This is a genomic window from Pseudoxanthomonas sp. PXM02, assembly GCF_014851805.1.
In the GTDB taxonomy this organism is placed as follows: domain Bacteria; phylum Pseudomonadota; class Gammaproteobacteria; order Xanthomonadales; family Xanthomonadaceae; genus Pseudoxanthomonas_A.
In genome coordinates this window covers 103,915-130,170 of the sequence record NZ_JACVAK010000003.1, presented here as the reverse complement: position 1 = coordinate 130,170, position 26,256 = coordinate 103,915, and the positions used below count along the sequence as shown (strand labels likewise).

Annotated in this window: 23 protein-coding genes; 12 read left to right on the top strand and 11 right to left on the bottom strand. The window is 68.5% G+C overall.

The window, feature by feature from the left end:
- Nucleotides 1-13: 13 nt before the first annotated feature.
- Nucleotides 14-517 (top strand): DUF1203 domain-containing protein, encoded by a 504-nt coding sequence (locus IB225_RS14660; RefSeq protein WP_225583895.1) that lies wholly within the window; start codon nt 14-16, stop codon nt 515-517.
- Here IB225_RS14660 and IB225_RS14655 read toward each other — a convergent pair.
- The 3 genes from IB225_RS14655 to IB225_RS14645 form a co-directional block, all read right to left on the bottom strand.
- A complete protein-coding gene (locus tag IB225_RS14655; protein ID WP_192312009.1) occupies nt 490-1,767 on the bottom strand; it encodes an NAD(P)/FAD-dependent oxidoreductase in 1,278 nt (425 codons plus the stop codon). The two genes, IB225_RS14660 and IB225_RS14655, sit on opposite strands and share 28 nt — an antisense overlap.
- A 68-nt stretch (nt 1,768-1,835) precedes the next feature.
- Nucleotides 1,836-3,155 carry an MFS transporter gene (locus tag IB225_RS14650; RefSeq protein ID WP_192312008.1) on the bottom strand — a complete coding sequence of 440 codons (1,320 nt, stop codon included), beginning with the start codon at nt 3,153-3,155 and terminating at the stop codon, nt 1,836-1,838.
- A complete protein-coding gene (locus IB225_RS14645) occupies nt 3,155-5,341 on the bottom strand; it encodes a primosomal protein N' (protein ID WP_192312007.1) in 2,187 nt (728 codons plus the stop codon). The genes IB225_RS14650 and IB225_RS14645 overlap by 1 nt, the downstream gene beginning before the upstream one ends.
- Before the next feature lie 445 nt (nt 5,342-5,786).
- Here IB225_RS14645 and IB225_RS14640 point away from each other — a divergent pair, with 445 nt between their 5' ends.
- Both IB225_RS14640 and IB225_RS14635 read left to right on the top strand, forming a co-directional pair.
- Entirely contained in the window at nt 5,787-6,782 is a 996-nt protein-coding gene (locus tag IB225_RS14640; protein WP_192312006.1) for a hypothetical protein, read from the top strand.
- Entirely contained in the window at nt 6,769-7,365 is a 597-nt protein-coding gene (locus IB225_RS14635; protein ID WP_192312005.1) for a DUF3106 domain-containing protein, read from the top strand. The genes IB225_RS14640 and IB225_RS14635 overlap by 14 nt, the downstream gene beginning before the upstream one ends.
- Here the strand turns inward: IB225_RS14635 and IB225_RS14630 are convergent.
- Nucleotides 7,362-8,579: a DUF3667 domain-containing protein gene (locus IB225_RS14630; RefSeq protein ID WP_192312004.1), complete on the bottom strand. Its 1,218-nt coding sequence runs from the start codon at nt 8,577-8,579 to the stop codon at nt 7,362-7,364. The two genes, IB225_RS14635 and IB225_RS14630, sit on opposite strands and share 4 nt — an antisense overlap.
- 101 nt (nt 8,580-8,680) lie before the next feature.
- Here IB225_RS14630 and IB225_RS14625 point away from each other — a divergent pair, with 101 nt between their 5' ends.
- The 4 genes from IB225_RS14625 (at nt 8,681) to map (ending at nt 13,186) form a co-directional block, all read left to right on the top strand.
- Entirely contained in the window at nt 8,681-10,078 is a 1,398-nt protein-coding gene (locus IB225_RS14625) for an MATE family efflux transporter (protein WP_192312003.1), read from the top strand.
- A 49-nt stretch (nt 10,079-10,127) separates the two neighbouring features.
- Entirely contained in the window at nt 10,128-12,035 is a 1,908-nt protein-coding gene (gene sppA / locus IB225_RS14620) for a signal peptide peptidase SppA (RefSeq protein ID WP_192312002.1), read from the top strand.
- A 165-nt stretch (nt 12,036-12,200) separates the two neighbouring features.
- Nucleotides 12,201-12,413 (top strand): ParD-like family protein, encoded by a 213-nt coding sequence (locus IB225_RS14615; protein ID WP_192271138.1) that lies wholly within the window; start codon nt 12,201-12,203, stop codon nt 12,411-12,413.
- A complete protein-coding gene (gene map / locus IB225_RS14610) occupies nt 12,410-13,186 on the top strand; it encodes a type I methionyl aminopeptidase (protein ID WP_192312001.1) in 777 nt (258 codons plus the stop codon). The genes IB225_RS14615 and map overlap by 4 nt, the downstream gene beginning before the upstream one ends.
- A gap of 17 nt (nt 13,187-13,203) precedes the next feature.
- Here the strand turns inward: map and IB225_RS14605 are convergent, their stop codons facing one another.
- A complete protein-coding gene (locus tag IB225_RS14605) occupies nt 13,204-13,614 on the bottom strand; it encodes a hypothetical protein (RefSeq protein WP_192312000.1) in 411 nt (136 codons plus the stop codon).
- A gap of 198 nt (nt 13,615-13,812) precedes the next feature.
- Between IB225_RS14605 and bchE the strand changes: the two genes are divergently transcribed.
- The 5 genes from bchE (at nt 13,813) to IB225_RS14580 (ending at nt 19,596) form a co-directional block, all read left to right on the top strand.
- Nucleotides 13,813-15,393 (top strand): magnesium-protoporphyrin IX monomethyl ester anaerobic oxidative cyclase, encoded by a 1,581-nt coding sequence (gene bchE / locus IB225_RS14600; protein WP_345776628.1) that lies wholly within the window; start codon nt 13,813-13,815, stop codon nt 15,391-15,393.
- 275 nt (nt 15,394-15,668) lie between these two features.
- Complete coding sequence (locus IB225_RS14595) at nt 15,669-17,246, top strand: autotransporter outer membrane beta-barrel domain-containing protein (RefSeq protein WP_192311998.1); 1,578 nt, start codon at nt 15,669-15,671, stop codon at nt 17,244-17,246.
- 77 nt (nt 17,247-17,323) lie between these two features.
- Nucleotides 17,324-18,100: an SDR family oxidoreductase gene (locus IB225_RS14590; RefSeq protein ID WP_192311997.1), complete on the top strand. Its 777-nt coding sequence runs from the start codon at nt 17,324-17,326 to the stop codon at nt 18,098-18,100.
- Nucleotides 18,101-18,131: 31 nt separating this feature from the next.
- Complete coding sequence (locus tag IB225_RS14585) at nt 18,132-18,419, top strand: hypothetical protein (protein ID WP_192311996.1); 288 nt, start codon at nt 18,132-18,134, stop codon at nt 18,417-18,419.
- Between the two features lie 148 nt (nt 18,420-18,567).
- Nucleotides 18,568-19,596 (top strand): type 1 glutamine amidotransferase domain-containing protein, encoded by a 1,029-nt coding sequence (locus IB225_RS14580; protein WP_192311995.1) that lies wholly within the window; start codon nt 18,568-18,570, stop codon nt 19,594-19,596.
- Between the two features lie 12 nt (nt 19,597-19,608).
- On the opposite strand, the gene IB225_RS14575 is transcribed toward IB225_RS14580, so the two are convergent.
- The 6 genes from IB225_RS14575 to IB225_RS14550 form a co-directional block, all read right to left on the bottom strand.
- A complete protein-coding gene (locus IB225_RS14575; RefSeq protein WP_225583894.1) occupies nt 19,609-20,271 on the bottom strand; it encodes a DUF4124 domain-containing protein in 663 nt (220 codons plus the stop codon).
- Nucleotides 20,272-20,273: 2 nt separating this feature from the next.
- On the bottom strand, nt 20,274-20,999 hold the full coding sequence (locus tag IB225_RS14570; RefSeq protein ID WP_192311994.1) for a hypothetical protein: 726 nt from the start codon (nt 20,997-20,999) through the stop codon (nt 20,274-20,276).
- A 60-nt stretch (nt 21,000-21,059) separates the two neighbouring features.
- Complete coding sequence (locus IB225_RS14565; protein ID WP_192311993.1) at nt 21,060-21,623, bottom strand: L-threonylcarbamoyladenylate synthase; 564 nt, start codon at nt 21,621-21,623, stop codon at nt 21,060-21,062.
- A 21-nt stretch (nt 21,624-21,644) separates the two neighbouring features.
- A complete protein-coding gene (locus IB225_RS14560) occupies nt 21,645-24,173 on the bottom strand; it encodes a DNA topoisomerase I (protein WP_192311992.1) in 2,529 nt (842 codons plus the stop codon).
- A gap of 208 nt (nt 24,174-24,381) precedes the next feature.
- Nucleotides 24,382-25,353 carry an RDD family protein gene (locus IB225_RS14555; RefSeq protein ID WP_192311991.1) on the bottom strand — a complete coding sequence of 324 codons (972 nt, stop codon included), beginning with the start codon at nt 25,351-25,353 and terminating at the stop codon, nt 24,382-24,384.
- A complete protein-coding gene (locus IB225_RS14550) occupies nt 25,350-26,240 on the bottom strand; it encodes an RDD family protein (RefSeq protein WP_192311990.1) in 891 nt (296 codons plus the stop codon). Before IB225_RS14550 ends, IB225_RS14555 begins: the two co-directional genes overlap by 4 nt.
- Nucleotides 26,241-26,256 lie beyond the last annotated feature (16 nt).

The window sequence follows — 26,256 nt, the reverse complement described above, 5'->3', positions numbered from 1 at the left end:
CGGCGGCACGAACATGGCATCCCGTCTCCCTGAGCGTGATGCCATGTCGTTCGTGATCCGCGGGCTGTCGCCCGAGCCCTTCCGTCCCTTGTTCGCCCTCGGCGATGCCGAATTGGCGACACGCAACATCCGCCGCGTGGTCGCCGATGCCGACCGCGGTTTTCCATGTCGCGTCACGCTGCAGGATGCACGGCAGGGCGAAACGCTGTTGCTGCTTCCCCATCTGCACCATGATGCCGCCGGCCCGTACCGGGCCAGCGGTCCCATCTACGTACGCGAGATGGCGATGAATGGCAGGGCAGCCGAATTGATCGACGAACTGCCGCCCTCGTTTCCACGCCGGCTGCTGTCATTGCGTGCCTACGACGCGGAAGGACTGATGCGCGATGCCGACGTGGTGGAAGGCGTCGATGCGATGCCACACCTGCAACGCCTGCTCGGCCTGCCGGGCGTCGCCTACCTGCACGTGCACAATGCGCGGCCCGGTTGCTATGCCTGCCGCGTCGATCCGGGTTGATCGTCGTCCTTGCCCAGGATGATCCGCGCGCCGCGCTGGTAGCTCCAGTACGCCCAGAACCAGTTCAACAGTACGACCAGGCGGTTGCGGAAGCCGATCAGGAAGAACACGTGCGCGGTCAGCCAGAACCACCACGCCAGCAGACCGGAAAACTTCAGCCGGCCGAAATCCACCACCGCCGCCATGCGGCCGATGGTCGCGAGGTTGCCGTAGTCCTGGTAGCGGAATGCACCGGGCGACGCGCCGCCGGACAGGCGTGCACGCAGCACCTGCGCCACGTGCCGGCCCATCTGCTTCGCGGCCGGTGCTACGCCGGGGACGGGCTTCCCGTCCGTGGTCACGGCGGCGAGATCGCCGGCGACGAAGATATCCGGGTGCTCCGGCACGCTGAGGTCTGGCTGCACCTGCACGCGGCCCGCGCGGTCCAGCGGGGCGCCGAGCGAACGCGCGAGCGGCGATGCCGCCACGCCGGCGGCCCACACCACGGTCTTCGCCGGCACGAAGGTATCGCCCAGGCGATAGCCCTCGTCGGTGATGTCGCTGACCGGCGTGCCGGTGACGACTTCCACGCCGAGCTTCTCCAGTTGCCGGCGCGCTTTCTCCGAAAGCGCTTCGGGGAACGACGCCAGCACGCGCGGTCCCGCTTCCACCAGGCGTACACGCGCCTGTGACGGGTCGATGCGGCGGAACTCGTTCTTCAGCGTATGCCGCGCGATCTCGGCCAGCGTGCCTGCCAGTTCGACACCGGTCGGGCCGCCGCCGACGATGGCGAAGCTGAGCCAGGCCGCGCGCTTGGCGGGGTCGGTTTCGGATTCCGCGCGTTCGAAGGCGAGCAGCAGGTGGCGGCGCAGTTGCAGGGCATCGTCGAGTGTCTTGAGACCCGGCGCATGCTTCGCCCAGTCGTCATGGCCAAAGTACGCATGCGTCGCACCCGTTGCCAGCAGCAGCGTGTCGTAGGCGATCGTGGTGCCGTCAGCGAACACGACCTGCTTGTCGTCCGGTGCAATCGAGGCCACGTCGGCCAGCCGCACTTCCACGTTGTCCTGCTTGCGCAGGATGTGGCGCAGCGGCGCCGCGATGTCGGGCGCGGACAGGCCGGCGGTCGCCACCTGGTACAGCAGCGGCTGGAACAGGTGATGGTTGTGCCGGTCGATCAGGGTGATGCGTACCGGCGCCGACGCCAGGGCCCGCGTGGCCCAGAGGCCGGCGAAGCCACCGCCGACGATGACGAAATGGTGTGCTGCCTGCATGCCGTTTCCCGCGGCCACGGGCTGCGTGGCGCCTTGCGACGGATTGTCGCATGCGCCCCGTGAGCCGGTCAGTCCGGGTCGCGGTCGATCAGCGACGTCTCGCGTGTATCCGGCATCCACAGGTAGACCAGCAGCGAGCACGCGATGCAGGCAGTGACGTACCAGTAGAAGCCGGTTTCGTGGCCGATGTCCTTGAACCACAGCGCCACCATGTCGGCGGTGCCGCCGAAGACCGCCACGGTCAGTGCGTAGGGCAGACCGACACCGAGCGCGCGGATCTCGACCGGAAACAGTTCCGCCTTCACCACCGCATTGATCGCGGTGTAGCCGCTGACGATCACCAGCGCCGCCATCACCAGCCAGAACGCCTGCGCGGCGCTCTGCACGCCTTGCAGCTGGCTCAGGATCGGCACGGTGAACAGCGTGCCCAGCACGCCGAAGGCGATCAGGATGCGTCGTCGCCCCACCTTGTCCGACAGCGCGCCAACGACGGGCTGCAGCAGCATGTAGAAGAACAACGTGGAGGCATTGATCAGGCTGGCGGTTTCGGCCGCCATGCCCGCACTGTTGACGAGGAATTTGTGCACGTAGGTGGTGTACGTGTAGAAAGCCAGCGTGCCGCCCATCGTCAGGCCGATCACCGTGAGCACTGCGCGCGGGTGCTGCATCAACGCGCGCAACGTGCCCTGGGCTTTCTGCGGGTTCGCCGCGCCGGCGGCTTCGTTGCGCTGGAACGATTCGGTTTCCACCATGTTCCGGCGCAGCCACAGCGCCACCAGCGCGGCCACCGCGCCGATCGCGAACGGAATGCGCCAGCCCCACTCGCGCAACTGCTCGTCGGTCAGGAACACGCGCTGCAGCGCGATCAGTACGGCCAGCGCGATCAGGTGGCCCATCACCAGCGTCACGTACTGGAAGCTGGACCAGAAGCCACGTCGCTCGCGCGTGGCCATCTCGCTGAGATACGTCGCCGAGGTGCCGTACTCGCCACCGACCGACAGGCCCTGCAGCAGTCGCGCCAGCACCAGCAGGATCGGTGCCGCGATGCCGATCGTCGCGTAGCCCGGCGTGCAGGCGATGATCAGCGAGCCGCCGCACATCATCACCACCGACAGCATCAAGGCGCGCTTGCGGCCATGGCGATCCGCGTAGCGGCCGAGCAGCCAGCCACCGAGCGGACGCATCAGGAAGCCGACCGCGAAGATCACGGCCGTCTTCAGCAACTGGCTGGTGCGATCGCCACCGGGAAAGAACACCTCGGCGAAGTACAGCGAGAACGCCGCGTACACGTACCAGTCGTACCACTCCACCAGGTTGCCGACGGAGCCGCTGAAGATGCTGCGCAGGCGCTGGGCAGGCGTCAGAGTGGCACGGGTGGTAGTCGTCATCAGTAGAGGTCCATGGGGTCGACGTCGAGCGACCAGCGCGTGCGGCGCGCCTCCGGCAGGGCGTGGATCTGCGGCAGGGCGAGGTCCAGCACGCGATGAAGCGCGCGCCGTTCCGGCGAAGACAGCAGCAGCTGCACGCGATGCAGGCCGGCGCGGCGTGGCATCGGTGCGGGCAGCGGGCCGTGCATCTCCAGCGTGGCGTCGTGCGCGCGCAGCGCGTGCTTCGCCGCCTGCAGGAATTGCTGTGCAGCGTCCACGTGCTGGGCCTCGGCGCGCAGCAGCGCCAGGTGCGCGAACGGCGGGAAGCCGGCCATGCGCCGCTGCTCCAGCTCCGCCTCGGCGAAGGCGTGGTAGCCGCCGCTGATCAGCGTGTTCAACAGCGGATGATCGGGATGGTGGGTCTGCAGCCACACGTCGCCGCGCTTGCCGGCACGACCGGCGCGCCCGGCGACCTGGATCAACTGCTGCGCGAGCTTCTCGCCGGCGCGGAAGTCGGTGGAGAACAGGCCTTCGTCCACGCCGACCACCGCTACGCGGGTGAGGTGCGGCAGGTCGTGGCCCTTGGCCAGGATCTGCGTGCCGACGAGGATGCCGGGCGTGTCGCCGAGTTTCGCCAGCTGCTGCGCCAGGCCATCGCGCTTCTGCGTGGTGCCGCGGTCCACGCGCAGCACCGGGACATCGGTGAACTGCTCGGTCAGCAGTTCTTCCAGCCGTTCGGTGCCGATGCCCTGCGGTTGCAGCGCCAGTCCGCCGCAATCGGGACACGCCGGCGGTGCCGCCTGCCGCGCGCCACAGTGATGGCACTGCAGGCGCTTGCCGCCGGCGTGCACGGTCATCGGGCTGTCGCAGCGCTTGCAGTGCGCGCTCCAGCCACAGTCGTGGCACAGCAGCACCGGCGCGTAACCGCGGCGGTTCTTGAACACCAGTACCTGCCCGCCCGCGTCCAGCGCCTGGCGGACTGCCTGCAGCGTGTCCGCGAGCAGACCGGCCTGCTGCGCGCGCTTGCGCACGTCCAGCACGCGAACGGCAGGCGGCTGCGCCTCGCCGGCGCGGCGTGACAGCCGCAGGTGGGCATAGCGGCCGCTGCGCGCGTTGTGCAGCGTCTCCAGGGAGGGCGTGGCGCTGCCCAGCACCACCGGCACGTCCAGCGCCTTGCCGCGCACCAGCGCGAAATCGCGCGCGTGGTAGCGGATGCCGTCCTGCTGCTTGTAGCTGCCGTCGTGTTCCTCGTCGATCACGATCAGCCCGGCCTCCGGCAGCGGCGTGAACACCGCCGAGCGCGTGCCCACGATCACCCGCGCCTCGCCGCGCAGGCAGGCCGCCCAGGTGCGCGCACGCTCGCCATCGTTGAGACCGGAGTGCAGCGCATGCACCGGCACGCTGAGCCGGTCGCGGAAGCGCGCCAGCGTCTGCGGGGTCAGCCCGATCTCCGGCACCAGCACCAGCGCCTGCCGCCCGCGACGCAGGCAGTCGGCGATGGCATGCAGGTAGACCTCGGTCTTGCCGCTGCCAGTGACGCCGTCCAGCAGCAACGCACCGAAGCCGGTCGTCGCGACGATCGCGTCGGCTGCGGCCTGCTGCTCGTCGTTGAGCGCCGGGCCGGGCCGCGGCGATGGGGCCGTCGACGTGGCGTCGGCCGGGAAGCGTTCGGCCAGCCCACGCTTGCCCAGGTCGCGCGCGGTGGCGCGGCCGGCATCCAGGTGCAGGTCCAGCACGTCTTCGTCGAGCGAGGCGTGCTCGGCCAGCAGGTCCGCCAGGCGACGCGGCCGGCTGCCGGTGCGCAGGCGATCGCGCTGGGTCAGGCCGGCTTCGGTCAGCCGCCAGTGCCAGGCATGGGTGTCCGGCAGCGGTTCGCCCTGGCGCAGCAGGGTCGGCAGCGCGGTCGCGACGACCTCGCCCAGCGGCGCATGGGTATAGCGCGCCAGCCAGAGCAGCGAGTCCCGCAGTTCGCCCAGCAGCAGCGGAACGGCATCCAGCAGTGCGTCCGCCTGGCGCAGCTCCAGCCCGGGGTCCGCCGGTGGGGCGACGCCGGCGACGAAGCCGGTCAGTGGCCGGTTGCCGAAGAGCACGCTCACCCGCTTGCCGATGTCCTCCGGCGAGGCGGTATGACCCTCGGGCGGCAGGTAGTCGAACAGCCGTGGCAAGGGCACGGGCAGGGCGACCTGGAGGACGGAAACGGGCGACATTCCGGTCAGTGTATCGGCCCGTCCCGGCGCGGGTCACATATCGCGCAGTTGCATTGATGTCCTGTCAATTTCTTGACGAGATTCACGCAAGTACTGATCCCGGAAGGAGATTCCGGTTTATCCACACGTGCTGTGGATAAATCTGTGCATGGCGGGAATGCTTCACGGCGCGATGACGCTGCTGCAAGCATCCGGGCCGGGTTGGTCAAAAAAGTGCCAGCAAGGCTTTCTTCATGAAAATCATACAGTTAGCCGTGAAACCGGACTGACACAATCCTGTGGAGGTGGGCGCGATGGGGTCCCGTGACGGTTTGGTGACCGCTGTGCACAACGTTTTTCTTGGAAACCCTTGCTACGCCGGGGAGAGCAGATTTCGAACGCCTGTCAAGCGTCCGTACGGCCCCGCCGGGTGACTATGATCCACGCATCTCCGACCGGTTCCACGATGATTTCTTCCGACACCTCCGCGTCCCCGCCACCCGCCGCGCTTGCCGCCTTCCTGAAAGGATGCGAGCGCCGCGGCGCCGTGTTCGCCGAACTGCAGTGCGGCGACCGCGACCGGGGCGACGTCGCCCTCGCCGCCGCCCTGCGCGCGTTCCGGGGCAAGGCCGCCGCCCTGCCGATGGCCGACTGGCCGGTCCGCTTCTGGGCCTTGCTGGTGGCAACGCCGCAGCTGCGCGTCGACGGTCCCACCGCGCGCTGGTCCGACGCCTTCGGCGCCCTGGCGCGACCGGCCACGGCGGACCGCGCGGCGCTGCTGCTGCGGCTGGCCGGCGGCCTGCAGGAAGCCGAGGCGGCCGATGTGCTCGGACTCGACGCGGCGGCCTACCGCGACGCACTGGCGCGCGCCTGCCCGCGCGACACGCTGGGACATCCGGACGCCGGTGCCTGGCGCGCCCTGGCCGAAGCCATCCAGCAGCACCTGCGCGAACTATCAGCCGACCGGCTGGCTACGCTCGCGCGCCTGCGCGAGGACGCGCTGGCAGGCGTCCGCCAGCCGCCCGTGACGGCGAAGACGCCAACGTTCGTCCCCACCCGCGCACCGCGCCGCTGGCCGTGGATCCTGCTGATCGGGGTCCTGCTGCTGGCCGCCGCAGGCGCGGGGCTCTGGTGGTGGCGCGGGCCGGCGCTGTTGCCTACGCCCTCGGCACAACCGGCCGCGTCCAGCGACGCGGAAGGCGTCTCGGCGCTGCCACCGGATCCGGTGATGACGTCGGCCGCGCTGCCGCCTGCGGACGCACCCGCCACGCGGGCGGACGACGTCGTCGCCCCGGCGGCGCATGCCGACTTCGCGTTGCTGGCCGATGCCGACGACGAGGCGCGCGCCCGCGAGGCGGATTTCCTGGCCTGGTATGTGGCCGGTGCCGGCGCAGCACCGGGTGCCGCCGCACCTGCCACCCATGCCGATGCCGACGCGGGAGCGACCGATGCGCAGCGCTGATTTCCGGCGAGGTGTCGCCGTGACCCTGATCGGCGCCGCCGCCCTGGTGGCCGGCATGGCGGTGTCGTTCGCGCAGGACGCGGAGAACGCCGCGCGCTGGGCGGCGATGTCGCCCGCCACGCAGGCCGGGTGGGAACAGCGCCGCCTGACCTGGGATGCCCTGCCGCGCCAGGAGCGCGAGGACCGTCGTTCGCGCTACGCCGCCTGGCGCGCGCTGGACGAGATACAGCGTGCACGGTTGCGCGCTGCCGCCACCGAGATCGCCGCCTTGCCGCCGGAACATCAGGCTGCGCTGCGCACCCAGTTCAGCGTTCTCGACGGCATGCAGCGGCAAGGCTGGCGATTGGGGCCGGATCTCGGCGCCGACTGGCCGCGCCTGCAGCCGCTGTTCGCCTTCGTACCACCCGGCGAACGCGATGGCCTGTTGGCGTTGCTGCGCCGGCTGGACGCCGAACAGCGCGATGACCTGGCCGCCCTCGCGCAGCGGTTGCCGCCGCAGGATCGCGATGCCTTCCGCCGCGAACTGCTGGCGGTGCCTGATGCGCAGCGCAGCGCGTGGCTACGGCAGCAGCGCGATCGCTAGGCGTTCACCCAGGTCGTCAGTACCAGGAACACGATCGCCGTCATCAGCATAAAGAAGTACAGCGTGCCCAGCACCGAGAACTTCAGCAGCGTCACGATGAAATGCTGGCGGTACACGCGCTGCTGCATCCACAGCAGATAGACCGGCATCCAGCCCAGTACCGCCAGCTGCGCCGTCCACTGCGGGATCTTCAGCCAGAAATTGCCGGGCGGGATCAGGTTGCCGAGCGCCTGGACCAGGCAGAACACCAGGATGCACAGGCACAGGTAGGCGTGGCTGTAGAGCGCCACCACCAGGTGTTCGAGATAGACGCGCCCGGTTTCGATGTACGCCAGCCGTAGCAGCAGCGCGAACACCGGCACCAGCACGAACAGCGCCGACGGCACCGAGCCGATCAGCAGGGTGAAGAAGTGTTCCGGATCCTTCGCCAGGCGGGGGATGTTCTCTTCGCCGCGTGCCAGCTTCTTGTTGATCCAGCGGTTGGCGAACTCCGGCAGCCAGCTGACGCGCACCGGATTGGTCTCGGCATCGAACGGCTTGCCGCCGATGGTGATCGCCGCGCTTTCCGGCAATGCCGGCAGCGGCTGGCCCTGCGGGTAGCGGTCCGGTTGCTTCAGCGCCGGATGGTCCGGCTGCAGTTGGGTGATGCGCTCGCGCGCGAGTCGTTGGGTGGCGTAGATGTTGTCTTCGATGCGCTCACGCACGAAACCCAGGCCGCTGGGCACGCCGGCGCGTGCGGATACCAGCCCCTTCAGCGTTTCGTCCCGTTGCTTGATCACGCCTTCGACGGTCGTCTGCTTGGAGAAGTCGATGCCCGACTGGTCTGGCGCGGCCACCAGGTTGGTGGTGCCGTCGGCCGTCGGCGGCGGCTCCGGCAGCGTCACTTCACCGATGTGCAGGGTCAGCTTAGCCACGAAGAACGTCAGCACGCTGAGGATCACGAACAGCCGCAGCGGTGCCACGAACGGCGCGCGATGGCCGGCCAGGTAGGCGTTGGCCAGCTTGCCGGGCGAGAGCAGCGTGCGCAGGGTGCGGAAGATGCGCCCGTCCAGATGCCAGAACGATTCGAACACCTCTTCCACCGCATGCCCGACGCTCTTCAATGGGCTGTGGGCGTTCTGGCCGCAGACATGGCAGAACCCGCCCTGCAGCGGCGTCCTGCAGTTCTCGCACGCGCTGGCGTGCACGGCGTCGGCATCGTGCGATGGGGTCATGGGGCGTTCGGGTGGCGCGGCGGGCGAGCGGGTAAGATACCGGCCTCCCGTGACCCGGTGCCAGCGCGAATCCGCGCGGCCGCAGTCCGGCGGTTGATCCCATGTCCGTTTCCTCTTCCCCGACCCCGCGCTTCGGCCACGAAGTGCGTGCGACGGCCACGCTTGCCCTGCCGCTGGTGCTGGGTCACGTCTCCACCGGCCTGATCGGCTTCGTCGACAACGTCATCGCCGGCCACCATGCCACCGCCACGCTGGCGGCCGTCACCGTGGGCACGGCGCTGCTGTGGCTGCCGATGATGGTGCCGATCGGCACGCTGATCTCGCTGACCGCCTCGGTTTCGCAGCTCGACGGCGCCAACCGCCGCAGCGAGATCGCGCCCCTGTTCCGCCAGGCGCTATGGCTGTCGCTGGGCCTGGGCCTGCTGATGTTCGCCTTCCTCAGCGTGGCGCCGTACGCGCTGGCGGCATTCGGCATCGCGCCCGACATCATCCCCGGCGCCACCGCGTTCCTGCACGGCATCCGCTGGGGCGTGCCGGCGCTGACGTTCTACTTCTGCATGCGCTACCTCAGCGAGGGGACGCACTGGACGCTGCCCACCATGATCCTCGGCTTCGGCGGCCTGCTGGTGCTGGCGCCGGTGGGTTACGTGCTGGCGTTCGGCAAGTTCGGCTTCCCGGAGATGGGCGCGGGCGGGCTGGGCATCGCCTCGGCGCTGACCATGTGGATGCAGGCCATCGCGTTCGCGATCTACCTGACGCGCGCGCGTCGCTTCGCCGACCTGCAGTTGTTCGCGCACTTCGATCCGCCGCGCCGCGCGCCGATCATGCAACTGCTGCGCACCGGCCTGCCGATCGGCATCACCGTGTTGATGGAAGGCAGCCTCTTCATCGTCACCGCGCTGCTGATCGCACGGCTGGGCGCCACGCCGGCGGCCGCGCACCAGATCGCCATCAACGTCTCGGCGCTGTGCTTCATGATCCCGATGGGCGTGGCCGAAGCCACCACCGTGCGCGTGGGCCATGCGGTGGGCGCGGGCAACACGCTGGGCATCCGCCGTGCCGCGCATGCGGGCTACGTCATCGTGCTGGCCACGCAGGCGGTCTCGGCGCTGTTCCTGCTGCTGGGCCACGACCTGGTGGTATCGCTGTACACCGACGACCTGGCGGTCGCCGCGTTGGCCGGCACGCTGCTGCTGTTCGCCGCGGCGTTCCAGTTCCCCGACGGCATCCAGGTGCTCTCGGCCGGTGCGCTGCGCGGGTTGAAGGACACCCGCGTGCCCATGTGGCTGGCCGTGGTGTCGTACTGGGGCCTGGGCATGCCGCTGGGCGCCGGACTGGGCCTGGGCCTGGGCTGGGGCCCGCAGGGCATGTGGCTGGGCCTGATCGTCGGGCTGACCGCCGCCGCGGTGCTGCTGGGCTGGCGCTTCGAGCGCAGCAGCCGGCGCTGGCAGGCCGACGGCGCGACCCTCGCCGCGGTCACGGTGACCAACGGAACATGAAAGCCTCACACGCGCACGCTACAGTGGTCCCAGTTTCCCGGAGTTTTCCATGAGCCAAGTCGCACCCGCCGCACCCCGTCGCAGCCCGGTCGTCGCCTTCTTTGTCGGCCTATGGGACGTGATGAACTTCACCCGCAAGCTGGTCCTCAACCTGATCTTCTTCGGGCTGCTGTTCCTGTTCTTCATCGTGTTCGTCATCGCCGCCGGCAGTGGCGGGGTGAAGCCGATGATGGAGCGCACCACCTTCGTGCTGGCGCCGGAAGGCCGCCTGGTGGAGCAGTTCACCGCCGATCCCGCTACCCGCGCGCTGGCCAAGGCGTTCGGCGACAAGAGCGCCGAGGAAGTGCAGTTGCGCGACCTGCTGCGCGCCATCGAGGCGGCGCAGAAGGACGAGAAGATCGAACGCATGCTGCTGCGCGTGGACCAGCTGCAGCCCACCGGCTACGCCTCGCTGCGTGAAGTCGCCGCCGCGCTGGCCAAGTTCCGCGCCTCCGGCAAGCAGATCGTCGCCTTCGGCGAGAACCTCAGCCAGACGCAGTACCTGCTGGCCGCGCAGGCCGACGAGGTCTACCTGGACCCGATGGGCAGCATGGTGCTCGAGGGCCTGGGCCGCTACCGCCAGTACTACCGCCAGGGCCTGCAGGAAAAGCTCGGCGTGGACGTGCACCTGTTCAAGGTGGGCGAGTACAAGTCCGCCGCCGAACCCTACGTGCTGGACGCCGCCTCCAAGGAAGCCAAAGAAGCCGACCTCTACTGGATGAACGATGTGTGGCAGCGCCTGCTGGCCGACGTCGCCAAGGTCCGCAAGACCACGCCCGAAGCGCTGGCCGCCGGCATCGACACGCTGCCCGAAGGCATCGCCGCCGCTGGTGGCGACCTGGCCAAGTACGCCCTGCAGCAGAAGCTGGTCGACGGGCTGAAGACGCAGGAAGAAGTCGAGAACCTGCTGATCGAGCGCGGCGTGGCCGACGAGGATTCCGAGACCGGTTTCCGCGCCATCGGCCTGGGCGGCTACCTGACCCATCTCGACGGCCGCGTGAACCCGCTGGACAAGCGTCCGCAGGTCGCCGTGGTCGTGGCCGAAGGCGAAATCACTGACGGCGACCAGCCGCCCGGCCGCGTCGGTGGCCTGTCCACCTCGGCGCTGCTGCGCGAGGCGCGCGACGACGATGACGTGAAGGCCGTGGTGCTGCGCGTGGATTCTCCCGGCGGCGGCGTGTACGCCTCCGAGCAGATCCGCCGCGAAGTGGCCGCGCTGAAGAAGGCCGGCAAGCCGGTGGTCGTCTCGATGGGCGACCTGGCCGCGTCCGGCGGCTACTGGATCAGCATGAACGCCGATCGCATCTACGCCGACCCGTCCACCATCACCGGTTCGATCGGCATCTTCGGCCTGATCCCCACCGTGCCGCGCACGCTGGAAAAGATCGGCGTGCGTACCGACGGCGTGGGCACCACCCGCTTCGCCGGCGCGTTCGACATCACCCGTCCGCTTGACCCGGCTGTCGGCCAGATCCTGCAGACGGTCATCGACAAGGGCTATGCCGACTTCACCGGCAAGGTCGCCGAGGCGCGCAAGAAGCCGGTCGAAGAGATCGACGCCGTCGCCCGCGGACGCGTGTGGAGCGGTGCGCAGGCCAAGGAACGTGGCCTGGTGGACGAACTGGCCGGTCTGGACGCCGCGCTGGCCGATGCCGCCAAGCGCGCCAAGCTGGGCGACGCCGATGCCTACCGCGTGCGCTACATCGAGAAGATGTCCTCGCCGTTCTCGCAGTTCATGGGCGGCTTCGCCGGTAGCCGGATCGGTGCGGCATGGCTGAAGGATTCGGACTTCGCCCGCGCGCTGCTGGCCCGCAGCCTGCCGGAGATGGAAGCGCAGCTGCGCTTCGTCGACGAAGCGGTGAACGACCGCAACGGCGCCCCGGTGAAGAGCCTGGCGTACTGCTTCTGCGGGTTCTGATTCCTGCCATCGCTGTTTGATCGACGGGCCGCGCGGGCAACCGCGCGGCCCGTTTCGTTTTGGGGGTCAGCCGTCGGGTGCCCAGCACGGCTGAAGGGCGGGTGGTGTGGTGGAGAATATACGTATCGTATATGATGCATATATCCTCTACGCCGGATTCTCCCCATGGGCATCGTCAACATCGACGACGCACTGCACGACCAGTTGCGGCGCGCTTGCACCGTCAGCCACCGCTCGATCAACGCGCAGGCCAACTTCTGGATCAAGGTCGGCATGCTGTGCGAGATGCACCCGGAACTGAGCTTCCAGGACATCGTCGCCAACGAACTGCGCGCGGCCGGCGTGCAGCCGGCGCCGTTGCGGTCGGGCCACACGTGATCAAGACCGAGGCCGAACTCGCGCTGATGGCGGAGGCCGGCGCGCTGCTGGCGTCGGTGTTCGACCGGCTCGGCACGCTCACGCTGGAAGGCATGAGCACGATGACGATCAACGATCTAGTCGAACGCATGATCGTCGACGAGCTGCACGCGCGGCCGGCGAGCAAAGGCCAGTACGACTTCCCGTACGTGCTCAACGCGTCCGTCGACAACGTGGTCTGCCACGGCATGCCGTCGCACGACGACGTGCTGCGCAGCGGGCAGATCGTCAATCTCGACATCACGCTGGAAAAGAACGGCTATATCGCCGACTCCAGCACCACCTACCTGGTCGGTGAGGTCGCATACCCCGCACGTCGTCTGGTGCAGGCCGCGTACTACGCCATGTGGAAAGGGATCGCCGCCGTGCGTCCCGGCGCGCGCCTGGGCGACGTCGGCCACGCCATCGCGCACTACGCTCGGTCGCAGGGCTACAGCGTGGTGAAGGAGTACGGCGGCCACGGCATCGGCCGCGAGATGCACGAAGCTCCGCACGTCCATCACTACGGTCGGCCCGGCAGCGGTCAGGTGCTGGAAGCGGGCATGGTGTTCACCATCGAACCGATGCTCAACCAGGGCAAGGCCGCGGTGCGCGCGGAGCCGGATGTATGGCCGGTCTACACGCGCGACGGCAGCCTTTCCGCGCAGTTCGAACATACCGTCGCGGTGACGCGGACGGGTGTGCGCGTGTTGACGCTGCGGTCGAATGAAGTGCCGTTGTGCAAGGTTGCCTGAGGGGCGACTGGGCCGTACTAGCGACTCGGAATCGCCGCCATCAGCGCGCAGCATGCGCCGCCCGCCGCGATAGCCACGGCATAGTCCATGACGCTCGCATCCATGCCTTGCCACACCTGCAGTGTTGCAACGAAGCCGGCGACCACGATCCCGCCCCACGCGAAGCAGAACAGAAGCGTCTTGAGGCCTGACCGGGTGAACAGGCGCACTCCACGTCTTGCGCGGCCTGACGACGCGGCCATCGGGGCCACGAAGAAGACCAGAGCAAAGAAGAGTGCGACCACTACCGCTGCGACATTCGAGTAGCCGAGCACGACATGGGCCACGGCGTACGCAAGCGCCAGCACCAGAATGAGCAGAAGAAAGCGCGGGAGAAGTCGCAATGTCTCCGTCAACAACACGCTGTAGGGAATATCTTGATGCCGCATCTTCTGACTGCTGTCTGGGGCATCCGCGGCACGGCGCCAAGTGAGCGGTAGCTTGCATCAAGCCTGTTGGCGTTGCCAGCGTGGATCGGGCGGAGCAAGGCCTTTGCCCGCATCGCACGCACACCTCACCACGACTTCATGGAAGCCTCAAGGTCCTCCGCGAAGGTAGGCCACCACCGGCCTTCGCGAGGAACCCACGTGTCCAGCACTGCGCTTCGCATCCTGCTGCTCAATCCGCCTCACACCGCGATCGGCAGCCGCGTTCCGCGCGAGCAGCTGCCGCCGCTGGGTCTGCTGTCGGTCGGTGGACCGCTGATCGATGCCGGTCACCATGTCGAGCTGCTCGATGCCGAGTTCGGTCCGATGCGCCTCGACGCGATCATCGCTGCGGTAGTGGCCAACGCGCCCGACGTGCTGCTGATCGGGCACTCCGGCTCCACGTCGGCGCATCCGACCGTCGTGCAGATCGTCCGTCGGCTCCGGCACGCGCTGCCTGCGCTGACGATCGTCTATGGCGGCGTCTTCCCCACGTACCACTGGCGCGACGTGTTGGCGCAGGAGCCGGCGTTCGACTACATCGTGCGCGGCGAAGGCGAGCGCACCATGCTGCGGCTCGCGGAAGCGCTGGCGGGGCGTGCGAACGTCGACGACATCGGTGGCCTCGCGTTCCGGCGCGATGGCGGGATCCGCGACACGGGCGCCGCCGAGATGATCACCGACCTGGACGCGTACCGGATCGGCTGGGAACTGATCGACCACCGGCGCTATTCCTATTGGGGCAACCTGCGTGCGGTGGTGGTGCAGTTCTCGCGCGGATGTCCGTACCTGTGCAGCTACTGCGGACAGCGCGGTTTCTGGACGCGGTGGCGGCATCGCGATCCCGTCGCTTTCGCCCGGGAGCTGGCCCGTCTGTATCGCGAAGAAGGCGTGCGCCTGATCAACTTCGCCGACGAACTTCCCACCGGTTCGCGCAAGGCATGGAAGGCCTTCCTGGAAGCACTGGTCGCGGAAAACGTCGACCTGACGCTGGTGGGATCGACCCGTGCCGGCGACATCGTCCGCGATGCCGACCTGTTGCCGCTGTACAAGCGCGCCGGAGTGATCCGCTTCCTGCTGGGGATCGAGAGCTACTCCGACGCCACGCTCGATGCGATCCGCAAGGGCGCGTCGTCCAGCGAGGATCGCCAGGCGATCCAGCTGCTGCGCCAGCACGGGATCATTTCGATGGCGACGTACGTGGTCGGCTTCGACGAACAGACCGACCTGGACTACTGGCGCTCGCTCCGCCACCTGCTGTCCTACGATCCGGACCAGATCCAGCTGCTCTATGTCACACCGCATCGATGGACGCCGTACTACGACGAAGTGGCGGGCCAGCGCGTGATCCAGACCGATGTCCGCCGATGGGACTACAAGCACCAGGTGCTGGCGACCAACCGCGTGCCGCCGTGGCGGGTACTGCTGTGGGTCAAGGCGATCGAGGTCTGCCTGCAGCTGCGGCCGAAAGCGCTTTACCGCAGCCTGCTGCACCCCGACAAGCGCGTGCTGCACGGTATGCGCTGGTACGTGAAGATGGGGCGGCGGGTGTGGTTCCGCGAGATCGTCGAGTTCTTCTTCGGTGCGCCGCGCGTGGCGGACGGTCCGGACCTGGCGACATTCTGGGGCCCGTCGCTGGCGGCCGAGGAGAACGCACTGGGCAAGCCGCGCAGACGCACGCCCATTCCCTTGACGATCGTGGCGCCCGCCACGCGCGACACGGCGCGCGCACCGTCGGTCTGATGCGGATCAGGAGGTCGCGCTGTCCGTACCGGCCTGCGGCTCCGGCGGTTTGTCGGTGGGGGGTGGCTCGGGGGCGCGGCAGGCCGTGCAGAGCGCTACAACGACCAGGCATGTCAGAAGGAACAGGGACCGGCGGAAGGCAGTCATGGCGGGTGCTCCGGAAGCGGCACGGGGCCATCGTACACCCCATGTTGCGGGCCGGACTTGGGCTACTATCCGACCGCCCGCGCTCAAGGGGATGCCATGCGGCGGGCTCCTGCCTGGAGGGGTGGACGATGAAGCAAGTCGCGGCGCTTTCGATGCTGCTGGCCGGTATTGCACCGGCGGCCTATGCCCAGCAACAGACGACCACGTCGTCTTGGGGCGAAATCCTGACCTACGACTACCGGTACGACGGGCGACGCAACGACAGCTACCAGACGCGGCTGACGGCGACGCTGGACGGGGTCGACCTGCTGTACGACCAGACGTTCTGGCGCGCCTTCGATGATCCGATGGTGCAGGCCGGGCTGTCGGCAGCGACATCGCTGCGCGGCTTCAACGATCGCGGCGCGCCGGCCGTGGTGCGATGGGGCGCGCCGCAACTGATCGATTCCTACGAGGAGTTCCTCGACAGCTTCACCGAGACATCCGTGGAGACCCTCGCGCCGCGCTACGTGACCACGGTGCAGACCACCAGCGGTGATGCGTCCAACAACATCGCCATCATCGGCGAACGCGGCGGCTGCTTCGATACCGGCGTCAGCGGCGCCACCAACTACGGGGCTTTCGATGGCGCGTTCGCAAACTGCGATAGCTACGAGGAGTTCGAGGTCGCGCCCGGCACGATCAACACCAACACCCATACCACCGCCATCATCGAGACCATCGAGACGTCGTTCACCAACGAGGACTACCTCAACCTGACGCACTACCAGGTCACCGGTACGCTGATGCGCATCGGCACCGTGCACACGGCGGCGCAGGGCGAGGCGATCGGTGCCGGCGCCGACCTGGCCACGCGGTTGCTCGACGTGGAAGCGCGCACCGGACGCGCGGCCGCGTGGGTCCAGGGCCACGCGATGCGCAGCGACCTGTCGGCCAGCGGAGGAATTCCCGGCTATCGCGCGGCACGATCGGGCGCCAGCCTGGGCGGATGGTTCACGCCGGCGGGCAACTGGTGGCTGGGGGGCGCGCTCGACCAGACCCAAGGACACTTGGAGATCGCCGCCGCATCGGAGCGCTCGGCGGTGGAGCTGACCCAGGCCGCGTTGCAGGCGGGCTACCAGGGCTCCGTTGCGTACGCACAACTGGCGCTGGCCGGCGGCCGCGGCCATGTGGCCACGCGGCATGGCGACGACGGCTTGGGCGGCGTCTCCCTCGCGCGTTACGACGTGGACGTGACGACGGCCGCGCTGGAGCTCGGCGCGCGCTGGCGCCACGGCGGCTGGTCGGCCAATCCGCACGCGGGCCTGGAGGCGGTGGAGGCGGAGACCGATGCCTTCGCCGAGTCCGGCGGCGTGGCGCTCGCGGCACCCGGGCACACCACGCGACGCGTGCGCGCCTGGATGGGATTCCGCGGGGCGCACGAATGGACCTGGGCCGAAGGACGCGGCTTGCGGGTGGATCTGCGCGCACGCTGGTACTCGGTACGGTCGGGTCGTGCACGGTCGCTGCCGGTGGCTTTCGTGGACATGCCCGACGACCCGATGCGCATCCATGGCGCCACCGAGGCCGCCACCACGGCCGAGATCGGTATCGCGGCGGATCTGCGCCTGGGCAGACATCTCTCGCTGTTCGCCGCCTACCATCGCCGGGAGGGCGGCGATGCCGATGCGCGCGCCGCGCAGGCAGGCCTGCGCATCGACTGGTAGCGTGGATGGTCGGGCATCGCCCGATCATGCATGCTGGGGGTCGACACGCTGCGGGGCGGCGCGAGGAACCGGAACGGATGAGTGCGATGCGGTGGCGGCTGGACGGACAACGGGCACTGGTGACTGGCGCGAGCGCGGGCATCGGGCTGGCGATCACCCGTGAGCTGCTGGATCTGGGCGCCGACGTGCTGATGGTGGCGCGCGACGTGGACGCGTTGCAGGCGGCGCGCGCCGATCTGGGCGAGGAGTTTCCCGAGCGCGAGATCGGCACGCTGGCCGCCGACGTCGCCGACGACGAGGACCGCCGCGCCATCCTCGACTGGGTGGAAGACCATGGCGATGGCCTGAACATCCTGGTCAACAACGCCGGCGGCAACGTCACCCGCGCCGCGGTGGACTACACCGAGGACGAGTGGCGCGGCATCTTCGAGACCAACCTGTTCTCGGCGTTCGAACTTTCGCGCTATGCGCATCCGCTGCTCACGCGCCACGCGGCTTCGTGCATCGTCAACGTCGGCAGCGTGTCCGGCATCACCGCGGTGCGCAGCGGCGCGCCCTACGGCATGACGAAAGCCGCGCTGCACCAGCTGACCCGCAACCTGGCCGCCGAGTGGGCCGAGGACGGCGTGCGCGTGAACGCGGTGGCGCCGTGGTACATCCGCACGCGCCGCACCTCCGGCCCGCTGTCGGACGCGGACTACTACGAGGAAGTGATCGAGCGCACCCCGATGCGTCGCATCGGCGAGCCCGAGGAAGTCGCAGGCGCGGTCGCCTTCCTGTGCCTGCCGGCGTCCAGCTACGTCACCGGCGAGTGCATCGCGGTGGATGGCGGGTTCTTGCGGTATGGGTTCTAGCGTCGTCGTCGCATCGGAGCTCGGTGGGCCCATGAAGAAAACCATGATGAAACTAGGTATAGGCGCAGCGATCTTCCTGGTCGTTGCTCCGACGTTCGCGCTTACGCTGCGCGGAGCGCCGCCGCTGCCGGTCTATCTGGTCTGCGGGGGCGTTTTCGCGATGTGCTTCGGGATCGCCGGAAAGCCGCTGCTGTTCGCGGGATTCCGGGGGCGGGGTCGGGTCGCCGTGTCATACGTCATCTCCGCCCTCGGCATGGGGGTTTGCATCTACGCACTCTGGCTGGTGTTCCAGTTCACGGCACCGAACGCCGGGACCTGACGAGGTCGCCAGCTCGCATCACGCGGTGTGGCATAGCGCGCGCCCGCACGCACTCTTGTTGACGTTCGTTTGATCTCTGTCGCGTAGGTTCCGTCCCATTCTTGGATATGGGGCGCCTGCAATGCGGCAATGGATCAAATGTGGACTGATGCTGTTCGCCGCCTTCGTGCTGGTGATCGGCATCGGCGGCGTCGCCTACGTGCGGGCGCTGGACCTGGACAGCCAGCCGCCGGCGAGCGCGGACAGCACGGTGGCGGATCTGGACTTCATGCGCGATGCGATGCCGGCGACGCGCGGGAAGATCCTGGCAGTGCTGACCAGTACGGCGCATTTCCCGGACGGGAAGAAGAAGGCCGGCTTCGAACTCACCGAGCTGTCGCGCGCGTATTACGTGTTCCGTGCCAACGGCTACGAGGTCGACATCGCCAGCCCGCAGGGCGGTTCACCGCCGATGCGGCTGGACGAAGAAGACGTGGTGATCGCCGACTACGCCTTCCTCAACGACGCCGAGGCGCGCGCGAAACTCGAGGCGAGCCTGCGGCTGCGCGATGTGTATCCGGCGCGGTATGCGGCGGTCTACTTCGTCGGCGGCAAGGGCACGATGTTCGACTTCCCCAACGATCCCGATCTGCAACGCATCGTCCGCACGGTCTACCAAGCGGGCGGCGTGATCGGTGCGGTCTGCCATGGACCGGCCGCGTTGCTGGACGTCGCACTGGACGACGGCACGCCGCTGCTGCGCGGCCGTCGCGTCGCGGGGTTCAGCAATGCGGAAGAACTGTTCCTGATCAAGGATGCGCGCGATCGCTTTCCGTACCTGCTGCAGGATCGCCTGGTGGAGAAGGGCGCCCGCTACGTGGAAGGCCCGATGTACGTGGACACCACCGTGGTCGACGGCCGACTGGTGACCGGACAGAACCCATGGTCAACGTGGTCCACCGCCGAGGCGATGGTGCGCGCGCTGGGCCATGAACCCGTCACGCGTGCACCGGGCCGCGATGAGCTGGCGGTGCGGGTGCTGGCGGCCTATCACCGCGATGGCATGGAGGCGGCGCGCATGTTGCGTGCGACGCTTCCGGAGGCGGACACGCGCCTGCTGCTGATGCATGCGCTGGTCGCCGGCATGCAGGGGCGCCTGCATGAGGCGTGGCAGCTGCAGGCGCTCGCGCTGGGCTGAGCGCCGGCGGCGTTACTGCCCGCAGCTGCTTTCGGAGAGGATGCGCACCACGCGCTCGTACTCGCCGCGGTTCTTCTCGACGTTCTCGGGACGGGCGAAGCGGAAGGCGACCTCGGTTTCGTCGCGGCGCTTCTTCCATGCATCGCACAGCGCGCCGTCCGGCACGCGGGCGCAGGTGTCGCGCACCACTTCACACGCCTCGCCGGCGCCGGACTGCGGATTGCCATCCAGGCCGACGGTGCGCAAGGCGACGCAACGCGAGGCCGGTTCCGGATCTTCGGTGACGTAGCCGCCCTTGTCGTAGGTGGTGCACTGGAACAGCACCGGCGGCGGAAGCCAGCGGGCGTCGGGCACCGCGGACGGCGTCGCCGGCGGCTGTGCCTTCGTCGTCGGTGCTTCGGTGGGCGTGGAGGTCGGTGCGGTGGCGGGGGGCGTGGGTGCTGACGGTGCGGCGGTACCTGCTGCGCCCGGCGCCATCGGCACGGTGTTCACGCCCTGCATGGTGCGTGCTTCCTGCTTCATGCCCTTGGGGCACGGCGAGTTCTGCAGCGTCAGCGCACCGCTGGCATCGGTGCAGCGGTAGATGGTGACTTCGGCATTCGCCGTGGCGATACCGAGGCTGCTGCAGGACAGCGCGAGCAGCAGGCGTGCGAAGGAACGTACGGGGGAACTCATCATTACCTGCAGTCGTTGGCGAGACGCGCGTCGATGCCGCGCTGTTCCAAGTCTAGCGTGCGGCGTTCGCTGGGCAGCGCAGCGCCGTAGCGGCGCAGGATTTCGTAGCGGCGGTCAGACAGGCGCGCGCAGACTTCTTCCTGTGGCAGCGGATGGCAGGTATCGCGCACCCACGCGCCACCGGGAACGAAGACCGGGCCGGTACCGGGGTGATGCCCGCCGCCGCCGGGAGGACGCGGGCGGCGATCACCGCTCCCGAACGACAGATTCCCGTTGCCGATCGACACGTTGCCCGACACGCTGCCGCCGCTGCGGGGATACACCGGATAACCGGAATAGACCCCGCCATACGGTACCCAGCGCGGATTGCCGTCGTCGTTGTCGCTGGTATAGGTCTGCCCTTCCGGCGTGGTGCATTCGTACATCGGCTTGGGCGGGCTGAGGTAGACGACGCGCGTGGAGGGCGGATCGGGCGCGGCTTGCGGTGCGGGCGCCGGTGCGACGGCGGCGGGGCGAGCCGGCGGATCCTGCGGGCGCTGCATCGCGCGGACTTCCTGCTTCTCGCCTTTCAGGCAGGGCGAGTCGCGCAGGGCGACGGTGCCGTTGGCGGCCACGCAGCGGTAGATGGTCACCTGGGCGGCGGACGGTGCCTGCGCGCGCGCTGCGGACGGCGCGGCCGTCAGCAGGACCAGCAGCAGGACCAGCAGCAGGGGCAGGACGGGACGCATGGTCCCATGGTGCGCGCCGGGGCAGGGGATGGGAAGGCGATGGCGCGGCCCGTATGGCCGTCAGTCACGCAGCGACTGGCCGGTCAGCGCATCCCGGATGACGGTGGGGCGATCCAGGCCGCCGGTGGCGCCTGGCACCACGGCGTCGACACGGGCCAGCAGGGCGGGATCCAGCGCGGCCTGCTCGCTGACGGCCGGCTGGCCGCTGAGGTTGGCGCTGGTGGACACCAGCGCGCCGCCATAGGCCTGGCACAGCCCAACGACGATGGGATGCTGGCTGACCCGTACGGCGATGCCGCGGTGCGCGCCGGTGATCCAGCGCGGTGCCTGCGCGGTGGCGGGCATGATCCAGGTATGCGGGCCGGGCCAGCTGGACAGCACCTCGGTCAGGCGCTCGGTCGGCACGGCGGACACGTCGATCAACGGCTTGAGCTGTTCCAGCGTGGCGGCGATCAGGATCAGCCCCTTGTCGACGGGGCGCTGCTTGATCGCCAGCAGGCGGTGCACGGCGCCCTCGTCGAACGGATCGCAGCCCAGTCCCCACACGGCTTCGGTGGGGTAAGCGACAACGCCGCCGCTACGGATGGTTTCCGCTGCTTCCTCGATGGTCCTTTCGATCGGCATCGCCCGGGTCCTTCGAGCAGGTCAGAACGGCGCGTCGTCGTCGGCCGCCGGCTTGGTGGCCTTTTTCACCGCGGTCTTCTTGGTCGCGGCTTTCTTGGTGGCGGTTTTCTTCGCTGCCGTTTTCTTGGTCGCCTTCTTCGCCGCCTTCTTGGCCGGCGCTTTCTTGGCGGCTTCCTTCTTTGGCGCGGCTTCCTTCTTCACCGCGGCTTCCTTCTTCACCGCGGCTTTCTTGGTCGCGGTCTTCTTGCCGAAGCCCTTGCGCACCGGCTTGCCGGTTTCTTCCAGCAGCTTCTGCACTTCCTCGAACGTCAGCGAGGCCGGCTCGCGGTCCTTCGGGATCTTGCCGTTGAGTTTGCCGTCGCTGATGTACGGGCCGAAGCGGCCGTTCAGCACCTGGATGTCGCTGCCGTCGAATTCCTTGATGATGCGGTTGCGCGCGATCTCTTCCTTCTCTTCGATCAGGAACACCGCGCGCGCCAGGTCGATCGTGTACGGATCGTCTTCCTTCTTCAGCGAGGCGTAGGTGCTGCCGCGCTTGGCGAACGGGCCGAAGCGGCCGATGCCGACGCTGACCTCTTCGTCCTTGTCCTGGCCCAATTTGCGCGGCAGCTTGAACAGCTCCAGCGCGTCTTCCAGGGTGATGGTATGCATCGACTGGCCGGGACGCAGCGACGCGAACTCCAGCTTCTCGTCAGTGTCCTTGTCGCCGATCTGCGCGTACGGCCCGTAACGGCCGAGGCGCACGCTGACCGGCTTGCCGGACTTGGGATCGGTACCGAGTTCGCGCGCGCCGGTGGCTTCGCTGCGGTCGACGGTCTCCGCCTTCTCGTCCACCAGCTCCTTGAACGGGCCCCAGAACTTCTCCATCAGCGGCACCCACTCCTCCTCGCCGCGGGAGACGGCGTCGAGCTCGTCTTCCAGCTTGGCGGTGAAGTCGTAGTCCACGTACTGGGTGAAGTGGCCGGACAGGAACTTGCTGACGGCGCGGCCGACATCGCTGGGCTTGAAGGCGCGGCCTTCCATTTCCACGTACTTGCGGAAGATCAGCGTCTGGATGATCGAGGCGTAGGTGGAGGGACGGCCGATGCCGTATTCCTCCAGCGCCTTCACCAGCGCCGCTTCGGTGAAGCGCGGCGGCGGCTGGGTGAAATGCTGGTCGGCGTGGATGCGGTCCAGCGGCACGCTGTCGCCGGGCTTCATCGGCGGCAGCTTGCGGCCTTCGTCGTCGTCCTCGGCGTTCTTCTGGTCCTTGCCTTCTTCGTACACGGCCAGGAAGCCGGGATCGACCACGGTGGTGCCGCTGGCGCGGAAACTGTGCTGGCTGCCGGCGGCGAGGTCGACGCTGACGGTGTTCAGCGTGGCCGGCACCATCTGGCAGGCGACGGCGCGCTTCCAGATCAGGTCGTAGAGCTTGCGCTCGTCGTCGCTCAGGTACTTGGCGACCTGCGCGGGCGTGCGCAGTGCACTGGTCGGGCGCACGGCCTCGTGCGCTTCCTGCGCGTTCTTGGATTTGGTGACGTAGACGTTCGGCTTGTCGGGCAGCGCCTGCACGCCGTAGTCACGGGCGATGACGTCGCGGATCTCCGCCAGTGCGTCCTGCGACAGGCTGACCGAGTCGGTACGCATGTAGCTGATCAGGCCGACGGTGCCTTCGTCGCCGATGGCCACGCCTTCGTACAGTTTCTGCGCGACCTGCATGGTCTTGCGGGTGGTGAAGCCGAGCTTGCGCGAGGCTTCCTGCTGCAGCGTGGAGGTGGTGAACGGCGGCGCGGGACGGCGCTTGCGCTCCTTGCTGGTCACGTCGGTGACGTGCAGCGTGCCCTGTGCGGCCTGCTGGATGCGCAGGCGCGCGGCTTCGGCGGTGTCGCCGTCGGTGACGGTGAACTGTTCGAACTTCTGGCCGTCCAGCTTCGTCAGCTTGGCGGTGAAGGACTGGCGCGGATGCGCGCACTCGGCCTCGATGCTCCAGTACTCGCGGGCGATGAAGGCTTCGATCTCTTCCTCGCGCTCGACGATCATGCGCAGCGCCGGCGACTGCACGCGGCCGGCGGACAGGCCGCGCTGCACCTTGCGCCACAGCACCGGCGACAGGTTGAAGCCGACCAGGTAGTCCAGCGCGCGGCGCGCCTGCTGGGCGTCGACCAGGTCGCCGGCGATCTGGCGCGGCTGGGTCATCGCTTCCTTGATCGCACGCGGGGTGATCTCGGTGAACACCACGCGGTGCAGTGGCTTGTCCTTCAGCAGGCCGCGCTCCTTCAGGATCTCCGCGATATGCCAGCTGATCGCCTCGCCTTCGCGGTCCGGGTCGGTCGCCAGGAAGATGTCGTCGGCGCCCTTGGCGGCCTTGGCGATCGCATCGACGTGCTTCTCGTTCTTGTCGATCAGGTCGTAGCGCATGGCGAACCCGTTGTCCGGATCCACCGCCCCCTCCTTCGGCACCAGGTCACGGACGTGGCCGTAGGACGCCAGGACGGTGAAGTCCTTGCCGAGGTATTTGTTGATCGTCTTGGCCTTGGCGGGCGACTCGACGATGAGCAGGTGCTTGGGCATGTCAGGGGTTCAGGGGAGTTCGGGTGGGCCGGCAGGGTCGGCTAGGGTGCCCGGGACGCGGGCGCCAGAGAAGCGGACGCCCGGGGCGGGGGCCCCGGGCGTTCAGTTTTCCTTTTTATAGTGGTGTCATGGCCGGACCCGGCCTGTCAAGCAGGAGCATCCGGGCCCGGCATGAGGCCGGGACGCCGGTCACGCCTGGCAGGCGGTGTCAGCGGGCCATGGACAGGAGCGTGCCGAAGGCCACCAGCAGCAGGATCAGCGCGCCGACGGTCAGCAGGCCGCCGATCACCAGCACGGCCGTGGCCACGCCCCCCAGTTCGTCACGCTGGCGCTCGGGCTGCGAGGTGAAGGCCCACTTGTCCACCACCAGCGTGTCGCACATGAAATCGTGCAGGCCCTGCTTGCGGGCAGTGAAGGCGGCCATGACCAGGCCGACGAACAGGAGCAGCGTGCTGAGGATGTAGGCAAAGTAGCGACCGAAGCCGCGCAGGAAGCTGATCTTCTCGCCGTCGGTACGCACCACCTTGATGCCGATGGCGAGCTTGCCGGGTGTCGCCATCAGGCCCGCACTGGAGTGGAACCAGGCGTAGATCGCCGCCGTCAGCGGGTAGGACACCAGCGTTTCGAGGGCGTTGAACGGTTGGGACGATTCGATATTGCTGAAGCTGCTTTCCCAGCCAAACAGTTCGCCCAGGATCACCAGCAGGATCGACAGCGGGATCCCGATGGCGAAGACGTCGATGAGGCTGGCCGCCACGCGCTTCCAGAAGCCGGCGTACACCACGTGCCCCGCGCGCACCGGCGTGGCATAGCCATAGGCGCCGATATCGGCCTGCGGCGCCGCGTAAGGCGAATCGGTCTGCGCGGCACGCACGATCGGCGCGGGTGCGGTGTAGGTGGGTTCGCTGGCGGTGAACACGGCACGGCCGGTGAGCGGACGCTCTTCCTTCACCTCGATCACCGGCGGCGCGTCGGGCGCTTCCGGCGCGGGCGGCGGTGGGGTCATGTCCAGCCGCAGTTCCGGCGCGACGTTGACCAGCGCGGTCCACTGCTGCATGCCCTCGCGCCAGACCAGCGAGGCGCGGCTCAACGTGCCGTTGCGGAAAAGTTCGCCCATCGCGCCGGCGTCGACCGGGCCATGGCGCTGCTGCTCGGCGTCAACGTAGTACCACTGCGTCATGACAGGTCCTTCATCAGCATGGCGCCCATCACCCCATAGATCGCAAGGGTGCCGAGGATGGCCAGACCGGCGAGGACCAGGATCACGATGGTGACCACGCCCAGCTCATCGCGCTGCCGCTCGGGGAACGAGGTGAACGCCCACTTGTCCACCACCAGCGTGTCGCACAGCATGTCGTGCGGCGCCTGCTTGCGCTCGGTGAACGCCACCATCAGGCCGGAGATCAGCACGCCCAGGCCGCAGGTGATCATGCTGAAGACCAGATAGGCCAGCGAGCGCAGGAAGCCGCGCCAGAACCCCGTGCGCTGGCCGTCGGTACGTACGACCTTGATGCCCACCGCCAGCTTGCCCAGGCTGGCCTGCAGCGACGAGGACTGCATCCAGCCGAAGTAGACGCAGGGCGCCAGGAACAGGATCGGATAGATGGCCAGCATCGAGGCGATGCCCGCGCCGGCGGCGAAGGGATTGTCGGAACCGCCCACGCCCATGATGCTGACGCCGATCAGCATCAGCGGGATCATCAGCGCATAGCTGATGATGGTGGTGACGATGCCGTCCAGGAAGCTGGCGGCGAAGCGCTTCCACAGGCCCGCCTGCACGACCGGGCCGGCCACGACCGGCTGGAACGTGGCGAGGTCTGCCGTCGGCGGCGTGTAAGGCGCGTCGGCGCTTGGCACCGCGACGTCCGCAACGGGCGTTGCCGGTGCATCGAACTGCAGGTTCAGCTCTTCCGCGACCGTGGACAGCGGCTGCCAGTCCGGCAGGCCTTCCCGCCACACCAGCGTGGCCGTACCCAGGTGTGCATGACGCACGTGGCTTTCCATTTCCTCGGCCGAGAACGGCCCCTGCCGCTGCCCGCTGGCATCGGCGTAATACCATTGCGTCATTGCGTCATTCCCCGGT

Excerpts from the sequence above, each read along its gene's own strand:
- IB225_RS14660 (WP_225583895.1), top strand. The coding sequence starts at position 14 with ATGGCATCCCGTCTCCCTGAGCGTGATGCCATGTCGTTCGTGATCCGC.
- IB225_RS14655 (WP_192312009.1), bottom strand. The coding sequence starts at position 1,767 with ATGCAGGCAGCACACCATTTCGTCATCGTCGGCGGTGGCTTCGCCGGC.
- IB225_RS14650 (WP_192312008.1), bottom strand. The coding sequence starts at position 3,155 with ATGACGACTACCACCCGTGCCACTCTGACGCCTGCCCAGCGCCTGCGC.
- IB225_RS14645 (WP_192312007.1), bottom strand. The coding sequence starts at position 5,341 with ATGTCGCCCGTTTCCGTCCTCCAGGTCGCCCTGCCCGTGCCCTTGCCA.
- IB225_RS14640 (WP_192312006.1), top strand. The coding sequence starts at position 5,787 with ATGATTTCTTCCGACACCTCCGCGTCCCCGCCACCCGCCGCGCTTGCC.
- IB225_RS14635 (WP_192312005.1), top strand. The coding sequence starts at position 6,769 with ATGCGCAGCGCTGATTTCCGGCGAGGTGTCGCCGTGACCCTGATCGGC.
- IB225_RS14630 (WP_192312004.1), bottom strand. The coding sequence starts at position 8,579 with ATGACCCCATCGCACGATGCCGACGCCGTGCACGCCAGCGCGTGCGAG.
- IB225_RS14625 (WP_192312003.1), top strand. The coding sequence starts at position 8,681 with ATGTCCGTTTCCTCTTCCCCGACCCCGCGCTTCGGCCACGAAGTGCGT.
- sppA (WP_192312002.1), top strand. The coding sequence starts at position 10,128 with ATGAGCCAAGTCGCACCCGCCGCACCCCGTCGCAGCCCGGTCGTCGCC.
- IB225_RS14615 (WP_192271138.1), top strand. The coding sequence starts at position 12,201 with ATGGGCATCGTCAACATCGACGACGCACTGCACGACCAGTTGCGGCGC.
- IB225_RS14605 (WP_192312000.1), bottom strand. The coding sequence starts at position 13,614 with ATGCGGCATCAAGATATTCCCTACAGCGTGTTGTTGACGGAGACATTG.
- IB225_RS14595 (WP_192311998.1), top strand. The coding sequence starts at position 15,669 with ATGAAGCAAGTCGCGGCGCTTTCGATGCTGCTGGCCGGTATTGCACCG.
- IB225_RS14590 (WP_192311997.1), top strand. The coding sequence starts at position 17,324 with ATGAGTGCGATGCGGTGGCGGCTGGACGGACAACGGGCACTGGTGACT.
- IB225_RS14585 (WP_192311996.1), top strand. The coding sequence starts at position 18,132 with ATGAAGAAAACCATGATGAAACTAGGTATAGGCGCAGCGATCTTCCTG.
- IB225_RS14580 (WP_192311995.1), top strand. The coding sequence starts at position 18,568 with ATGCTGTTCGCCGCCTTCGTGCTGGTGATCGGCATCGGCGGCGTCGCC.
- IB225_RS14575 (WP_225583894.1), bottom strand. The coding sequence starts at position 20,271 with ATGAGTTCCCCCGTACGTTCCTTCGCACGCCTGCTGCTCGCGCTGTCC.
- IB225_RS14570 (WP_192311994.1), bottom strand. The coding sequence starts at position 20,999 with ATGCGTCCCGTCCTGCCCCTGCTGCTGGTCCTGCTGCTGGTCCTGCTG.
- IB225_RS14565 (WP_192311993.1), bottom strand. The coding sequence starts at position 21,623 with ATGCCGATCGAAAGGACCATCGAGGAAGCAGCGGAAACCATCCGTAGC.
- IB225_RS14560 (WP_192311992.1), bottom strand. The coding sequence starts at position 24,173 with ATGCCCAAGCACCTGCTCATCGTCGAGTCGCCCGCCAAGGCCAAGACG.
- IB225_RS14555 (WP_192311991.1), bottom strand. The coding sequence starts at position 25,353 with ATGACGCAGTGGTACTACGTTGACGCCGAGCAGCAGCGCCATGGCCCG.
- IB225_RS14550 (WP_192311990.1), bottom strand. The coding sequence starts at position 26,240 with ATGACGCAATGGTATTACGCCGATGCCAGCGGGCAGCGGCAGGGGCCG.